Annotated in this window: 13 protein-coding genes; 8 read left to right on the top strand and 5 right to left on the bottom strand. The window is 39.2% G+C overall.

Annotated features, from left to right (window positions below; translation table 11 throughout):
- Positions 1-32: 32 nt before the first annotated feature.
- Positions 33-761, bottom strand: coding sequence for an iron-sulfur cluster biosynthesis transcriptional regulator SufR (gene sufR, locus H6G57_RS09145; RefSeq protein ID WP_190517845.1), 729 nt, complete (start codon positions 759-761; stop codon positions 33-35).
- A gap of 154 nt (positions 762-915) precedes the next feature.
- On the opposite strand from sufR, the gene sufB reads away from it, so the two are divergent.
- The 6 genes from sufB to H6G57_RS09115 all read left to right on the top strand — a co-directional run bounded on the left by sufB (position 916) and on the right by H6G57_RS09115 (position 7719).
- The gene (gene sufB, locus H6G57_RS09140) at positions 916-2352 is read left to right on the top strand and encodes a Fe-S cluster assembly protein SufB (RefSeq protein ID WP_190517844.1); all 1437 of its coding nucleotides are present in this window, start codon (positions 916-918) and stop codon (positions 2350-2352) included.
- Between the two features lie 96 nt (positions 2353-2448).
- Positions 2449-3231, top strand: coding sequence for a Fe-S cluster assembly ATPase SufC (sufC, locus tag H6G57_RS09135; RefSeq protein WP_190517842.1), 783 nt, complete (start codon positions 2449-2451; stop codon positions 3229-3231).
- Positions 3231-4610, top strand: a complete 1380-nt coding sequence (gene sufD / locus H6G57_RS09130) for a Fe-S cluster assembly protein SufD (RefSeq protein ID WP_190517840.1) — start codon at positions 3231-3233, stop codon at positions 4608-4610. The genes sufC and sufD overlap by 1 nt, the downstream gene beginning before the upstream one ends.
- Positions 4611-4697: 87 nt before the next feature.
- Positions 4698-5960: a SufS family cysteine desulfurase gene (locus H6G57_RS09125; RefSeq protein ID WP_309235827.1), complete on the top strand. Its 1263-nt coding sequence runs from the start codon at positions 4698-4700 to the stop codon at positions 5958-5960.
- A 131-nt stretch (positions 5961-6091) separates the two neighbouring features.
- Positions 6092-6955 carry a Tab2/Atab2 family RNA-binding protein gene (locus H6G57_RS09120; RefSeq protein WP_190517837.1) on the top strand — a complete coding sequence of 288 codons (864 nt, stop codon included), beginning with the start codon at positions 6092-6094 and terminating at the stop codon, positions 6953-6955.
- A gap of 89 nt (positions 6956-7044) precedes the next feature.
- On the top strand, positions 7045-7719 hold the full coding sequence (locus tag H6G57_RS09115) for a Uma2 family endonuclease (protein WP_190517835.1): 675 nt from the start codon (positions 7045-7047) through the stop codon (positions 7717-7719).
- A gap of 33 nt (positions 7720-7752) precedes the next feature.
- On the opposite strand, the gene H6G57_RS09110 is transcribed toward H6G57_RS09115, so the two are convergent.
- Positions 7753-9681, bottom strand: coding sequence for a heavy metal translocating P-type ATPase (locus H6G57_RS09110; RefSeq protein WP_190518069.1), 1929 nt, complete (start codon positions 9679-9681; stop codon positions 7753-7755).
- A 220-nt stretch (positions 9682-9901) separates the two neighbouring features.
- On the opposite strand from H6G57_RS09110, the gene H6G57_RS09105 reads away from it, so the two are divergent.
- Both H6G57_RS09105 and H6G57_RS09100 read left to right on the top strand, forming a co-directional pair.
- Positions 9902-10852: a metal ABC transporter solute-binding protein, Zn/Mn family gene (locus H6G57_RS09105; protein ID WP_190517833.1), complete on the top strand. Its 951-nt coding sequence runs from the start codon at positions 9902-9904 to the stop codon at positions 10850-10852.
- A 17-nt stretch (positions 10853-10869) separates the two neighbouring features.
- A complete protein-coding gene (locus tag H6G57_RS09100) occupies positions 10870-11658 on the top strand; it encodes a metal ABC transporter ATP-binding protein (RefSeq protein ID WP_190517832.1) in 789 nt (262 codons plus the stop codon).
- Positions 11659-11672: 14 nt separating this feature from the next.
- On the opposite strand, the gene H6G57_RS09095 is transcribed toward H6G57_RS09100, so the two are convergent.
- The 3 genes from H6G57_RS09095 to H6G57_RS09085 all read right to left on the bottom strand — a co-directional run bounded on the left by H6G57_RS09095 (position 11673) and on the right by H6G57_RS09085 (position 15013).
- Complete coding sequence (locus H6G57_RS09095) at positions 11673-12497, bottom strand: hypothetical protein (protein ID WP_190517830.1); 825 nt, start codon at positions 12495-12497, stop codon at positions 11673-11675.
- A 129-nt stretch (positions 12498-12626) separates the two neighbouring features.
- Positions 12627-13106 (bottom strand): TerB family tellurite resistance protein, encoded by a 480-nt coding sequence (locus tag H6G57_RS09090; protein ID WP_190517829.1) that lies wholly within the window; start codon positions 13104-13106, stop codon positions 12627-12629.
- 119 nt (positions 13107-13225) lie between these two features.
- Positions 13226-15013, bottom strand: a complete 1788-nt coding sequence (locus H6G57_RS09085) for a M61 family metallopeptidase (protein WP_190517827.1) — start codon at positions 15011-15013, stop codon at positions 13226-13228.

Below are 15013 nucleotides of genomic sequence, written 5' to 3'. Positions count from 1 at the left end.
GATAATTTAATATACCAGTCGCTCAAGTAGGGTTAGGACAAAGACTGATGTAACAAACCAGATATTGTGTCTGTTTTTTCCTCCCTGTTCGGTGTTCGGTGTTCGGTGTTCCCTCCTATAATTAAATACCCACACCGATGTTCCCCATTCACAATCCAATGGGTTCTTTCTACGGTACAATCTTCTAAAATTGCCCCAAACATTTCTAACTCATGACCACAGACACTGGGAAATGATTCCGCCACATTAGAAATAGCACAATTATGTTCGGTTAAAATATAACGTTCTCGCGGAGTATCCCGTTGTTCTGGCTCCACCAAATACCATTCAGCCATATACCCTTCGGCTTTTCGCAATTCCACTAATTTTTCCACTCGTTCTTTGAGGGAACCCTTGCCAACTTTTTGTCGATATTCGATAGCTTTACGCTGCCATTGTTTCTGTAAAATTTGACTAACCTGTTCATGTCCGACGGTTTGCGCTAAAGTATCCAGAAAGGAAATCGCAAACTCATCATAACGGTTCGGAAAGCGTTCCCGTCCTTGAGTCGTCAATTCATAAACGTGCTGAGGTCGCCCCATCCCCACCTGAACCGAATTATAGGCAATTAACCCCTCCAGTTCCAAATCTTTGAGATGACGACGAATGGCTTGGGGACTAATCTCAAGGGTTTCCGCTAACTCCTGGGCCGTCGCCTGTCCCTGCTTGAGAAGGAGTTGCAAAATATCGTGTTTTGTGGACTGCTGCTGAGTGGTGGCCATCGTCTTAACAAAAATTTATAAATTTGGACTTTGACAATGCACTTGTTGTTAATGTAGCTTAAAATAGACTTAAGTAACAAACTTGTTGCTTAAGTCTATAGCCTACCACCCGTCTGTCATCCTTTGAGAACCATCGAACACTAAATTTAAAGCTATGAGTGCTTCCGTTAAAACCCTAGTCAACCAGCCGTATAAATACGGTTTCGTCACCGATATTGAGTCGGACACCATCCCCCGTGGACTCAGTGAGGATGTTGTCCGCCTGATTTCGGCTAAAAAAAATGAGCCGGAATTTATGCTCAACTTCCGTCTACGAGCCTATCGACAATGGCTGAAGATGGTAGAACCCACCTGGCCCCACGTCAACTATCCGCCCATTGACTATCAATCCATTATCTACTATTCCGCTCCCAAAGTTGAAAACAAAAAAGCAAGTTTAGAAGAAGTTGACCCGACTTTATTAGAAACCTTTGAGAAATTAGGCATTCCTTTAAGCGAACAGAAGCGTCTTTCTAATGTAGCCGTTGATGCGGTTTTTGATAGCGTTTCTATTGCGACAACTTTTAAAGAAAAATTAGCCGAAGACGGGGTAATTTTCTGTTCCATTTCTGAAGCCGTTAAGGAACATCCTGAACTGGTGGAAAAATATTTAGGAAGTGTGGTTCCCGTGAGCGATAATTTCTTCGCCGCGTTGAATTCTGCCGTTTTTAGTGATGGTTCATTTGTTTATATTCCCAAAGGTGTACAATGTCCGATGGATTTGTCTACCTATTTTCGGATTAATAACGGCGATTCGGGACAGTTTGAACGCACTTTAATTATTGCAGAAGAAGCCAGTTCTGTTACCTATTTAGAAGGCTGTACTGCTCCCATGTTTGATACCAATCAACTGCACGCCGCCGTTGTGGAATTAGTCGCGTTAGATAATGCGGAAATTAAATATTCTACGGTGCAAAATTGGTACGCCGGAGATGAAGAAGGCAAAGGCGGAATTTACAACTTTGTCACCAAACGGGGATTATGCAAAGGAGTGAATTCTAAGATTTCTTGGACACAGGTAGAAACCGGGTCTGCTATTACCTGGAAATATCCCAGTTGTGTCTTAGTTGGAGATAATTCGGTCGGTGAATTTTATTCCGTTGCGCTGACAAATAATAAACAACAGGCGGACACCGGAACCAAAATGATCCATATTGGGAAAAATACCCGCAGCACGATTATTTCTAAAGGAATTTCTGCTGGAAAATCCGCCAATAGTTATCGCGGGTTAGTGAAAATGGGGCCGAAAGCCGCAGGTGCAAGAAATTATTCTCAATGTGATTCTATGTTAATCGGAGATCGAGCTCAGGCGAATACTTTTCCCTATATTCAAGTGGAAAATAATAGCGCTAAAGTTGAACATGAAGCCTCTACTTCTAAAATAGGAGAAGACCAACTTTTCTATTTTGCACAACGGGGTATTTCTGCTGAAGATGCTGTCTCGATGATGATTAGCGGTTTCTGCAAAGATGTGTTCAATAAATTACCGATGGAATTTGCCGTCGAAGCTGATAAATTATTGAGCTTGAAATTAGAAGGAACCGTTGGGTAATCAGTTATCAGTGTAGAGACGCGCCATGGCGCGTCTGTACCAGTTATCAGTGGAAGAAATGAAATTAAGACTTTGTAAATCGAACAACAGACAACCATGATTAAAGAAAACAGCGAAATTATTCTATCCGTTAAGAATTTAACGGCTAATATTGACGATAAACAAATCCTTAAGGGGTTTAATTTAGAAATTAAAGCCGGAGAAATCCATGCCATTATGGGTTTAAATGGTTCGGGGAAAAGCACTTTTTCTAAGGTTTTAAGCGGACATCCGAGCTACGAAGTCACCGGAGGAGAAATTACCTTTTTAGGTCACAATTTATTAGAATTAGAACCGGAAGACCGCGCCTTAGCTGGAATTTTCTTAGCGTTTCAATATCCGATTGAAATTCCAGGGGTGAGTAACTTAGACTTTCTGAGAGTTGCCTATAATGCTCATCAAAAACATAAAGGATTAGAAGAATTAGATGCCTTTGACTTTGATGAATTAGTGCGGGAAAAATTAGACATCGTTAAAATGCGCGATGAATTTTTAGAACGCAGTGTTAATGAAGGATTTTCTGGGGGAGAGAAAAAACGCAATGAAATTTTGCAAATGGCGTTATTAGAACCCAAATTAGCCGTTTTAGATGAAACAGATTCGGGTTTAGATATTGATGCGTTGCGAATTGTTGCCAATGGAGTTAATCAATTAGCCAACGAAAATAACGCTTTGTTAGTGATTACCCATTATCAACGGTTACTGGATTATATTGTGCCGGATTATGTTCATGTTGTGTCCGATGGACGTATTATTAAAACAGGCACAAAAGAACTCGCCTTAGAACTAGAAGAAAAAGGCTATGATGATGTTGTTGCTTCGGCAATGGTGGGGGTTTAATGAACAATATTGCAATCACAGAAAAATCGGAAGTGTCCTATTTAAACCATCTGTTAGCAGACATTCAAAACGGACTTTCTAAACAGTCTTCGACCTATCCCTTGGGGTCTGAAATTGCCACTCATCTGCAAAATATTCGAGATCATGCCTTAACTTGGATTAAAGAATTAGAAATCCCGACCCAACAAGATGAAGAATGGCGGTTTACTAATTTATCTCCCTTACTAGAACATCGCTTTCAAGTTGCTGATTTTGTCACCTTACAACCCGAAGCGATCGCCTCTTTAATTATACCCGAAGCGGAACACAGACGGATTGTATTTGTCAATGGGATTTATGCTCCCCATCTTTCAAATCTGGAAGAAATTCCCGAAGGTGTTTTTATTGGCAATTTAGCCCAACTTCCTGAACAATTGCGAGATCGTCTTCCCAACTATCTCAGCCAAAATCCAGGAAATCAAGACGTTTTTGCAACACTGAACACCACCGGGTTAAATGATGTCGCTGTTCTTTGGGTTGAGAAGAATAAAATTATTGAAAACCCCATTCATTTATTATTCATTGCCTTACCGGATAACCGTCCGGTGATCAATCAACCCAGAGGATTAATTGTAGCAGAAGCCGGCAGTTCATCCACTGTTATTGAACATTATGCAACCGCCGAAGTATTCGGATGTTCTGACCGAGCAAAAGTGCAACCCTATTTTACGAATGCCGTCACCGAAATTTTCTTAGAAGAAAATGCCGAAGTCAACCATACAAGGCTACAACGGGGAGCAGGCACAGCATTTCATATTGGTAAAAATGTTGTTTTCCAATGTCGAAATAGTCGATATACTTGCCATGCCGTAAGTTTAGGTGCTAAACTATCCCGCCACAATTTAGACATTTATCAACGGGGAGAAGGAACAGAAACCACCCTCAACGGATTAACATTAATTGGTAGTGAACAGTTAGCCGATACCCACAGCGCCATGATGTTTAATCATCAACATGGGACATTTAATCAAGTCCATAAATGTATTATCGATCACAAGGCTCATGGCGTTTTTAATGGTAAAGTCTTTGTACCCCAAACGGCACAATTCACCAATGCTAATCAACTGAGTCGGAATTTATTGCTATCTTCAAAAGGAAGAATAGACACCAAACCTCAGTTAGAAATTGTGGCGGATAATGTTAAATGTTCTCATGGTGCCACCGTGAGTCAATTAGAAGAAGATGAAGTCTTCTATTTGCGAAGTCGAGGGTTAAGTGAACAGATGAGTCGTCACCTGTTAATTGATGCTTTCGCGGCAGAAATTCTAGGCAAATTGCCCTCAGAAACGTTACAACAGGTTTTATCTCGTTGTGTTTCCTGTCGCACCGAGTTTAGTTAACCCCAGAAACCGGGTTTCTCATGAAAAAATTTACGTCAGACACCCGGTTTCTATATGAGCCCAAAATTAAATTTAAGGATATTTAAAATAATGCTAACTCAAGAAAAAACACTCGCTGAAACCGTCCGTCAAGATTTCCCGATTTTACACCAAGACATCAACGGTCAACCGTTAGTTTATTTAGATAATGCCGCCACCTCTCAGAAACCCTTAGCGGTCTTAAATGCCATTCAAGATTATTATCAACAATATAATTCTAATGTGCATCGGGGGGTTCATGCCTTAAGTGCAAAAGCAACGGATGCCTATGAAGCCGCACGGGTCAAAGTTGCTCAATTTATTAATGCTAAATCCTATCAAGAAATTGTCTATACCCGCAATGCCAGTGAAGCCATTAATTTAGTTGCCTATTCTTGGGGTTTAAATACTTTACAAGCCGGGGATGAAATTATTCTCAGTGTCATGGAACATCATAGTAATTTAGTTCCTTGGCAAATGGTTGCCCAAAAAACCGGGGCTGTGATCAAATTTGTGGAATTAACGGAAACTCAAGAATTTGATTTAGAACAGTTTAAAACCTTAATCTCAGACCGAACAAAATTAGTGGCTGTTGTGCATATTTCTAATACTTTGGGTTGCATTAATCCCATTGAAGAAATTACTAAAATTGCCCATGAATACGGTGCAAAAGTATTAATTGATGGGTGTCAAAGTGCGCCCCATACCCCCTTAGATGTGCAGAAAATTGATTGTGATTGGTTAGTGGCATCCGGTCATAAAATGTGTGCTCCAACGGGCATAGGCTTTTTATATGGCAAATTAGAAGTATTAGAAGCCATGCCACCCTTTTTTGGCGGTGGAGAAATGATTGCTGAGGTGTATTTAGATCACTTTACTGTCGGGGAATTACCCCATAAATTTGAAGCGGGAACTCCTGCTATTGGAGAAGCGATCGCTTTAGGGGCCGCCGTCGATTATTTAATGTCAATTGGCATGGATAAAATCGCTGATTATGAACATGAATTAACGGCTTATTTGTATGAAAGATTGCGAGAAATTCCTGAATTAAAACTTTATGGCCCCCAGCCTAATGCCAAAGGGGAAGGAAGAGCCGCCTTAGCGTCTTTTAGTGTGGATGGAATTCACGCCAATGATTTATCAACGATGTTAGATGATGGGGGGGTTGCCATTCGTTCAGGACATCATTGTACCCAACCTTTACATCGTTATTTAGGGGTTAATGCTACGGCCAGAGCGAGTTTGTATTTCTACAATACAAAAGCAGAAATTGATGTATTTATTGTAGCCTTAAAAGATGCGATCGCATTTTTTAAACAAATGATGAATTAAAACATGGGTAGGGTGCGCGCCTTGACCCTATCTTAATTTTGAGCTTGGACACCCGGAAACATTGATCACAACAACCGAATCACCCTAGCATTAACAACAGGGTAAACTTATGCAGCAGAATCTAACCATCAATGAAATCAACTATTTGGGAACTCGATTTTTATAGTCGCCCCCTGCGGGACGAAGAAGGTAAAAAAGTTTGGGAAGTCTTAATCTGTGAAACCCCGGTCAATATTGAAGATCGCGCTGAAACCCTGTTTCGCTACACCCAATTTTGTCCCAGTAACCAAGTTAACTCAATTTGGTTAAAAGAGGCGATTGAAACGGCGATCGCTCAGGCTCCGACTTCACCCTCTCGCATTCGCTTTTTTCGCCGTCCAATGGCGAATATGATTTTCAAATCTTGTAAAGAATTAGCCATTCCTGCCTATGGGAGTCGCCGTACCTATGCCCTTTATCAATGGTTACAGGAACGCCTGGAAACCGTGTATCCGACCTTAGAAAATTATCAAGAAGGTACTAATCCTTCTGTTCAATTTGTTCCCTCTCAACCTCAATCCCTTCCTGATGCCTTGCAGGGGGATAAATGGGCATTTGTAACCTTAGAAGCCAGTGCTTTTTCTGATATGTCAGAATGGGATATTAGTTTTGGGGAAGCCTTCGGATTATCAATGGTCGGTTTAGCGCCAGAAACCTTGATTCCAGGGTTTATTATTTACTCCTCTAGGGCGACTCCTTTAGCCGCTTGGATGTCAGGATTAGAATTAGCGTATTTACGATTAGATAGCGGTTCTCGTCCGAGTTTAATATTAGAAACGGGGGAAAGTGAAAGCTGGATTTTAGCTAATTTACCCAATGCCAAAACCCAAGAGGAAGCTAAAAATTTTGAACTCAGTAAAGAAAAGGCAAAAAATGTACATTTTTTAGCGGTTCAATCTAATCCCAATTCGGAATCCTTCGCCGGATTTTGGCTATTACAAGAACTAAAATTCTAATCTGTAGGGTGCGTCAGCCTAGCGCCCGCACCACCCCCCAACCCAATGTTAAAATAAAATATACGTTCTCTTAAAATTAGGATGAAACCATGACAACTCTAGTTTCTATTCCTGAATTCACTCAAACTCCTCAATGGCAACCTGCCACTTGGGAAGATTATTTAAGTTATGTTAATAATCGTTCTTTAGAAACCGTTAATATTACTTTTGATCAAGGATATTTGTGGATTGATATGGGAAATGAAGGCATTAATCACTCTAATGTGAACGATTTATTGAGTTTTTTATTTTATGTTTGGTTTTCGCGGGAACCTGGGGTATTAGCAAATTCCTTTAGTGGTTGTGTGATCGAAAAACCCAACCAACGGGCGGCTTCACCGGATAAAGTGTTATATATTGGTGAAAATTCTCCCAAATGGCAAGAAGGAGAACCGCGCCGAATTAATTTAGAACAATGGCGAGTTCCTGATTTAGTTGGGGAAATTTCTGATACGACTTTAGCGATGGATTTAGATGAGAAAAAACAACTTTATGCAGCATTAGGAATTCCTGAATATTGGGTGATTGATATTCGAGGAAAACGGGCTATTGCTTTTCGCTTACAAGACAATGGTAAATACCAGGAAATCAACACGTCCGTTGTTTTAAACGGTCTACCCATTGCGTTATTAGAATTAACCTTAGAACAATTAGAAAAAACCAATAATTTTAACGCTGCATTTTGGTTTTCTCAACAAATTGTTGATTTACAAAATCCCTCTTAGAAACCCGGTTTCTTGAAGAAACTGGGTTTCTGACTAACTTTTTAATAACCGTAAACCACTTAAGGTGACTAATACCGTTGACCCTTCATGTCCAATCACACCAATCGGCATATTAATAGAACCGAAAAAGTTAGAAATTAATAAAATCACAATAAATGAAAGCGCAAAGGCAATATTTTGTTTAATAATGCGATTAGCCCGACGACCCAGTTTAATCGCTTTTAATATCTTACCCAATTGATCCGTCATTAACACAATATCAGCCGTTTCTAACGCCACATCATTTCCCGCACCCCCCATGGCAATGCCTACATCTGCTAAGGCTAAAGCGGGAGCGTCATTAATGCCATCTCCCACCATTGCCACCCCTTGATAACGGGTTTTTAATTGTCGAACAATGGTTAATTTATCCTCTGGTAATAAGTTAGCATAAACCAAATCAATATTCAACTGTTTTGCCACACTATCTGCGGTTCTTTGATGATCTCCCGTCAGCATAACAACTTGTTCAATGCCAAATTTTTTCAAATTTTTAATTAAGGTTTTTGCCTCTAACCGCACGGTATCAGCTACCGCAATTAACCCTAAAGTTTGCTGATTTTTAGCAATCCAAACCACTGTTTTTCCATCGGTTTCTAAATGATCACTAATTTCTATTAACTCAGGATTAACCTGAATCTGATGTTGCTCAATCCATTCTAATTTGCCGATAAAAATCTGGTCGTCATCAACTTTTCCAATAATCCCTTCCCCGATTTGAGTGGCGACATTAACGGCGGTAATTCGAGGAATATTTTTTTCCACAGCAAATTTAGCAATAGCTTGTCCGATGGGATGTTCTGAAACGGATTCTACTGCTACTGCTAATTGCAATAATTCACTTTCTAAAACCCCAGCCGATGGAATAATATCGACAACTGTTAATTTTCCTGTTGTTAAGGTTCCAGTTTTATCAAAGGCGATGGCTTTTATACGTCCAATTTTTTCTAATTGTGCCCCATTTTTAAATAAAATTCCATGTCTTGCCCCATTCGCTATTCCTGATAATAATGCGGGCATAATAGAAGCCATTAACGCACAGGGAGAAGCCACGACTAAAAAAATTAAGGCGCGATAAATCGTGGTTTCCCAATCCCATCCCAGGAATAAAGGCGGTAAAATTCCTAATGCTAGACCCATTAAAACAATGACTTGAGCATAACTTCGTTCAAATTTTTCCATCCATTGCTGAGAGGGAGGAGCATCGGTTTGGGCTTGTTCTACTAAATGAATCACCCGTTGAATTAAACTACTTTCAGGAGGTTGATGAACTTTTAATTGCAGTGCCCCATTTCCATTTAAAGTTCCCGCAAAAACCTCATCTCCAACGGTTTTATCAACGGGAATGGATTCTCCGGTAATAGGAGCTTGATTAAGGGTACTATTCCCCGATATAATAACAGCATCGGTGGGAATTCGTTCTCCCGGTTTGACTACAATAATATCTCCAATTTTTAATTGATGAATCGGAATTTTTTGCTCTTGTTGATCCTTAATAACAGTAGCCGTATCAGGGGTTAATTCCATTAATTTATGGATATTGCGTTCTGTTTGCTGCATGGCAATACTTTCTAAAGCACCACTAATGGCAAAAATTAAAATTAAAATTCCGCCATCAATCATTAAAAAATAATCTTGTTTCCAAACCCCTAAAATAGCGGCTCCTAAAGCCGCAACAATCATTAATAAATCGACATCAAATTGTTTCTCTTTAAGAAGTGTGCTTAACCCATCTTTGGCACTTTCATAACCCCCAATTACATAAGCAATGGGTAACACTAAAAATGCGAATCCGACCCAGCCGAATTGTAAGCAAACCCAACCCATTAAGACCAAAATGGCACAAACTATTGCTGCAATTGCTTCAGGATAGTGCTGGAAAAAGTCCCGCACAGAGACTAGGGAATTAGAACGTTGATTCATCACCGGAGAATAAAGACTGCTGTTCTTAGGATAAACCGTGACCAGGAATTTTGAATTTTAGATTTTTGAGTGCAGGTTACTCCTGAAGATAGGGGAAACCCCCTTCCCAAAAAAAATGAAAACGATTATCATTATAGTTAAGTCAAGTCCCATGCCAAGGGTGCTAGTTCGCGGCGGGTGCTTGGTAAAGTGAGCAAGAAGGTACATTGAGGACATCAACATGAGGTTGTGCGTTTATCCCCCAATGGTAATGCTATTATTGGGGATCGGTTTAATCAGTGGGTGTAACACCGTTTCTACACCTAAAAATTTGGCTGAAAATAACCCCTCACCCGCAACAAAAACATCAACGGAAACTGCTAATTCTGTAATAGATATTACGGTTAGTATTATGCCACAAAAATATTTTGTAGAAAAAATTGGGGGGAAGAATGTTCGAGTTAATGTGATGATTCCCCCAGGGGTGGATTTACATAATTATGAACCCAAACCTCAACAATTACAAGCCTTAAATGATGCCGAAGCTTATATTACCGTTGGTGTTGCCTTTGAAACCGCTTGGATGGATCGAATTAAAGCCGCGAATCAAACAATGTTAATCGTGGATTCAACTCAAGGAATTGAGAGGATTCCAATGGTGGAACATCACCATGAAGAAGGAGAAAGTCACGGGGTTGAAGAAACTTTAGATCCTCATATTTGGTTATCTCCTAAATTAGTTAAAATTCAAGCTCAAAATATTTATAATGGCTTAGTTAAAATTGATCCCAATCGTCAAGCTGAATATCAAGCTAACTTAAATCAGTTTATCACAGAAGTTGACCAACTCGATCAACAAATTAGCCAAAAATTAACCCCCCTCAAAAATCGTAAATTTATGGTTTTTCATCCCGCCTGGGGTTATTTTGCTAAGGATTATAACTTGGAACAGGAAGCCATTGAAGTTGGGGGACAAGAACCCAGTGCTGCGGAGTTAGCAGATTTAATTTCTGAGGCTAAACAAGAAAATATTAAAATTATTTTTACCCAACCTGAATTTAGTCCGCGTTCTGCGGAAACCTTAGCGAAAGAAATCGGAGGTCAAGTTGTGTTCATTAGTGATTTAGATGAAAATTGGTCTGATAATTTATTAAAAGTTTCTGAAACCTTATCTCAAAGTTCAAACCCCTAATCATTTTAAAGTTAGCCATGATTTTACTTCCTAAATTTACCTTTGTACCCGTGTCAAATTCTCAAGATTTACCCCCAAACCCTTATCTAAAAAACGAAGTCATCCGTTTAAACCAAGTTTGGGCGGGTTATGATCCCCATGAACCTATTTTAGAAGAGATTAACTTAACGGTTCATGAATTAGATTTTTTAGGATTAATTGGCCCTAATGGAGGCGGGAAAACAACCTTAATTAAAGTGCTTTTAGGGTTACTTAAACCGTTAAAAGGAGAGGTTAAAATTATGGGTCGTTCTGTAATCCAAGGTCGGCGTTATTTGGGTTATGTTCCTCAAATTTTAGAGTTTGATCGCAATTTTCCCGTCCGGGTGGATGAAGTGGTGAGAATGGGACGGTTAGGAAAGCGTTCTTTATTCCAACCCTATACAAAAAAAGATGAAGAAATCGTGATTCAGGCTTTAGAAAAAGTAGAAATGTTAGACTTAAGAAATCGACCTATTGGGGAATTATCGGGAGGACAACGACAACGGGTTTATATTGCGAGAGCCTTAGCGAGTGAACCGCAAATTTTACTCTTAGATGAACCTACGGCTAGTGTTGACCCTAAAATGTGCAGCAGTATTTATGAGTTATTATTAAAATTAAATGAATATATCACCATTGTAATGATTACTCATGATATTAATACCATGTCTTCCTATGTTAAAACTATTGGCTGTTTAAATCGACGTTTACACTATCATGGAGAACAACAGATTACCCCGAAAATGTTAGAACAAACTTATCAAAATATAGGGAATAGGGAATAGGGATAATACTTCTATTAATTATTTAATTCATCCGCTTTTTGTTGGGCTTGTTCTTGATTTTTACGATATAATATTGCGCGATCTTGGGCTATTTTATAACGTTCAAAATCAGGAGAGACTTCCGCCATTAAATCAGCAGCTTGTTGCCATTTTTGAGCAATTTCTAACCATTCTTGACGGGTATCGGCAACTTGTCCTTCGGCGACGGCTTCAATGGCAAGTTTTACGGCTTGGCTAAACTGTTCTGCTGAAGATAAAGGTTGTTGAGGGGAAGGAGACACTTCAACCTTGTATTTTCGGTGAGATTGTAAGGCGTTGAATAATTGAAATTGTAACTCGCTGTAGAGCCACAATCCTATTAATCCTAATAGTAAACTTACCCCAATACCTAAAATTAAACTCAGTGAAAATTGACGTTTTTCAGGCTTAGAATTTGAGGATAAATTGTTAACAATGGGTTGATTAGGGGTAGAACGATTAAACCACCGTTTAAAAACATTCGGTTTTTTGAGAATAATATCTTCTGACCAGAGTAATTGCTCTTCTGGATCTTGGCTAATGGTTTCTAACCAAAGTAATTGCTGTTCTTTCAGGATGCGACTATTAATTCGGACTCGGCGAATATTACGCGGAGAAATAGACTCCAAAATTCCACGAATTTTAGTAACAATGGTTGTTTTTTCTAAAGATTCAGGATTTTTCGCCTCACAAAGCAGTTGCAAAACATCATGGGTAAAAACAGCACGAGTTCTTACCCCTAAATCAGTCATTTGTTCATTAATTACTTGAATGATGGCTGCAACACGACCATTATGGGCTTGTTTAGCAATGTCATTCATAGCATTTGTATAGATAAAAGGGAACAGTGGTCAGTTATCAGTTATCAGTTATCAGTTATCAGTGCAAGATTGAACAGTTTCTATCTATAGTTGTTGGCTAAAAACTAAAAACTGATGACTGATGAGAGATTATTTTTGAATAAACTGTCCTAATTTACGAGTGATGGTTTCAATTAATTCTGCTTTAGAATGGGAGGGACTATCCATCTCAGATTCTAAACGTTGAACCACTTCTGGAGGGAGATTCAGTAATTGCAATAATTTCTGATAAGCCGCTGCTTCTTCCGGGTTGATTTTAGGTTCATCGGGGGTACGAGAACTAGAGTTAATCACTTCATACCCTAAAACGAGTACCAGTTCGCGTTCGGCTTGGGTTTCAAGTTTTGGAATTAACTCATCTAAGGGAATATTCTGCATTAAATAATCCCTTAATTCCTGTTGAAGTTGTTGCTGTTGTTGTTCCTGTTTGGCGAACAAACGGCTAAACTGATTCAACATCACGTCAACTTCTTCTGTTGCTAATTCTCCATCTGACCAAGCCATCGAGGTTACAACCCGCAACAGATTCATTTGACGGGGTGTAATTGAAGGAGGGGGGGGTACTTCCATCGCTGAACCTCTGAATATTTCCCCTTAATCATCTCATATAGAAGGGAATTACGAATTACGAATTACGAATTACGAATGGGTAATGGGGAAAAAAAGATTTCATCACCCTGCTGGGACGGCTATAAATTGTGATAAGGACACCCTAACCAGCCTTCAAAATTTCGTTTTTGTTGAGGAGTTGGTTGGCTAACAGAAACAATTTTGTAATAATTAGGACGGGGAGATGTCAACGTAGCTTGACAAGTTCGCAACAAATCTTGATGAAAAAAGGTTAATTCTACTGTATCGCCCGGTTTGTAATCTTTTAACCGTTCCTGGAATTGGTCAGAGGTGACTTTAAATCCATTAATGGCTAAAAGTTCATCCTGAATATCTAATCCTGCGGCTTCAGCCGGACTTCCGGTTTCCACAAATTTAATCATTTCTCTACCTTTTTCGGATGCAACTTTGCAGCCTAAATAGGGAGTTTCATCGGTTGTTTCAGCAATTAATTGTAACCCAAAGGGTTCTAAATATTGATTATAGGGAAGTTCATCTAGTCCATACAAATACTTTTGAAAGAAATCCCTTAACGAGGTTTCCGCAATAGACTCAATTACCTGTTCTAATTGTTCGGGAGTAAAACCAATTTCCGGTTGACCAAATTCTGACCACATTTGACGCATAACATCATCGAGCGATCGCTGATTTCCCTGTTTTTCTCTAATTAATAAATCCAGTAAAAATGAGACTAATTCTCCTTTTAAATAATAAGAGATTTGATTATTATCACTATGGGGTTCGCGGCGATAGAGTTTAATCCAAGTATCCCAACTTGACTCACTTAAGGGTTGAACTAACCGCCCTGGAATGGTTTGTAACCGAGTAATATCTTTAGCGATCGCATTTAAAAAGCCTTTAACATCAAAAATTCCCGCTCGATAGGGAATCACCATATCATAATAGCTGGTTGTCCCTTCCGAAAACCACAAAGAAGAAGTATAATTTTCCTGTTCATAATCAAATACTTCTAAAGCTTTGGGGCGAATTCGTTTAACATTCCATAAATGGAAAAATTCATGGGCGACTAACTGCATAAACCGATTATATTTATCAGTATTGCGAAACCCAAATCGAGAATAAATTAACGAACAAGACTCTTTATGCTCTAACCCGCCAAACCCTTGATTATAAAGATGCAATAAAAATAAATAGCGTTTGTAGGGTAAGCCACCAAATAATTCAGATTCGGCGGTTATAATTTTTTGAAAATCCGTGAGTAACCGTTCAGGATTAAGATTTCCTTCCCCCCAAATTGCTAATTGATGGGATTTTCCTTCAACTTGAAATTCATATAACCGATGGGTTCCAATTTCAAAGGGACTATCGACTAACGTATCAAAATCAGCCGCATAAAACGTATTAAGTTGATGAGAAACCGTTGGTAAAATTGTGGTAACTATCCAATTTTTAGGGGGTTCTATAGTAACTTGAATCGGGTGTTTTTCATATCCCGGTACATACAGAAATAAAGCCGCCCCATTAAAATAACCATGAGACGAATCTAAATGATTAGTTCTAACCGTTAATTCATTGGCAAAAATGCGATAGGAAACTGTTATTTTTGTAGCTGATTCCGAGTAAATTTGCCAATTATTTTTACTAACTTTTTTCCATTTTAAGGGGTTTCCGTCCTGATCACAAACGCCCCAATCTTGTAAATGTCGGGAATATTCCCGCACCAAATAAGACCCAGGAGTCCAAACAGGCATTTTTAACACTAAGGGGGAAGATGAAAGAATATCTCCTCGAATCTGTAACCTAATTTCAAATAAATGGGATTCGGGTTGAGGCATTCCCACCCAATATTGTAAAATAGGAGTAACCTCAGTCAAAGAATCAGGACGAGTTTGAGTTGCTTCAGTCAT

This window comes from Planktothrix sp. FACHB-1365 (assembly GCF_014697575.1).
Taxonomy (GTDB): domain Bacteria; phylum Cyanobacteriota; class Cyanobacteriia; order Cyanobacteriales; family Microcoleaceae; genus Planktothrix.
The sequence above is the reverse complement of the archived record's forward strand: the minus strand, read 5'-3'. Positions and strand labels throughout refer to the sequence as shown.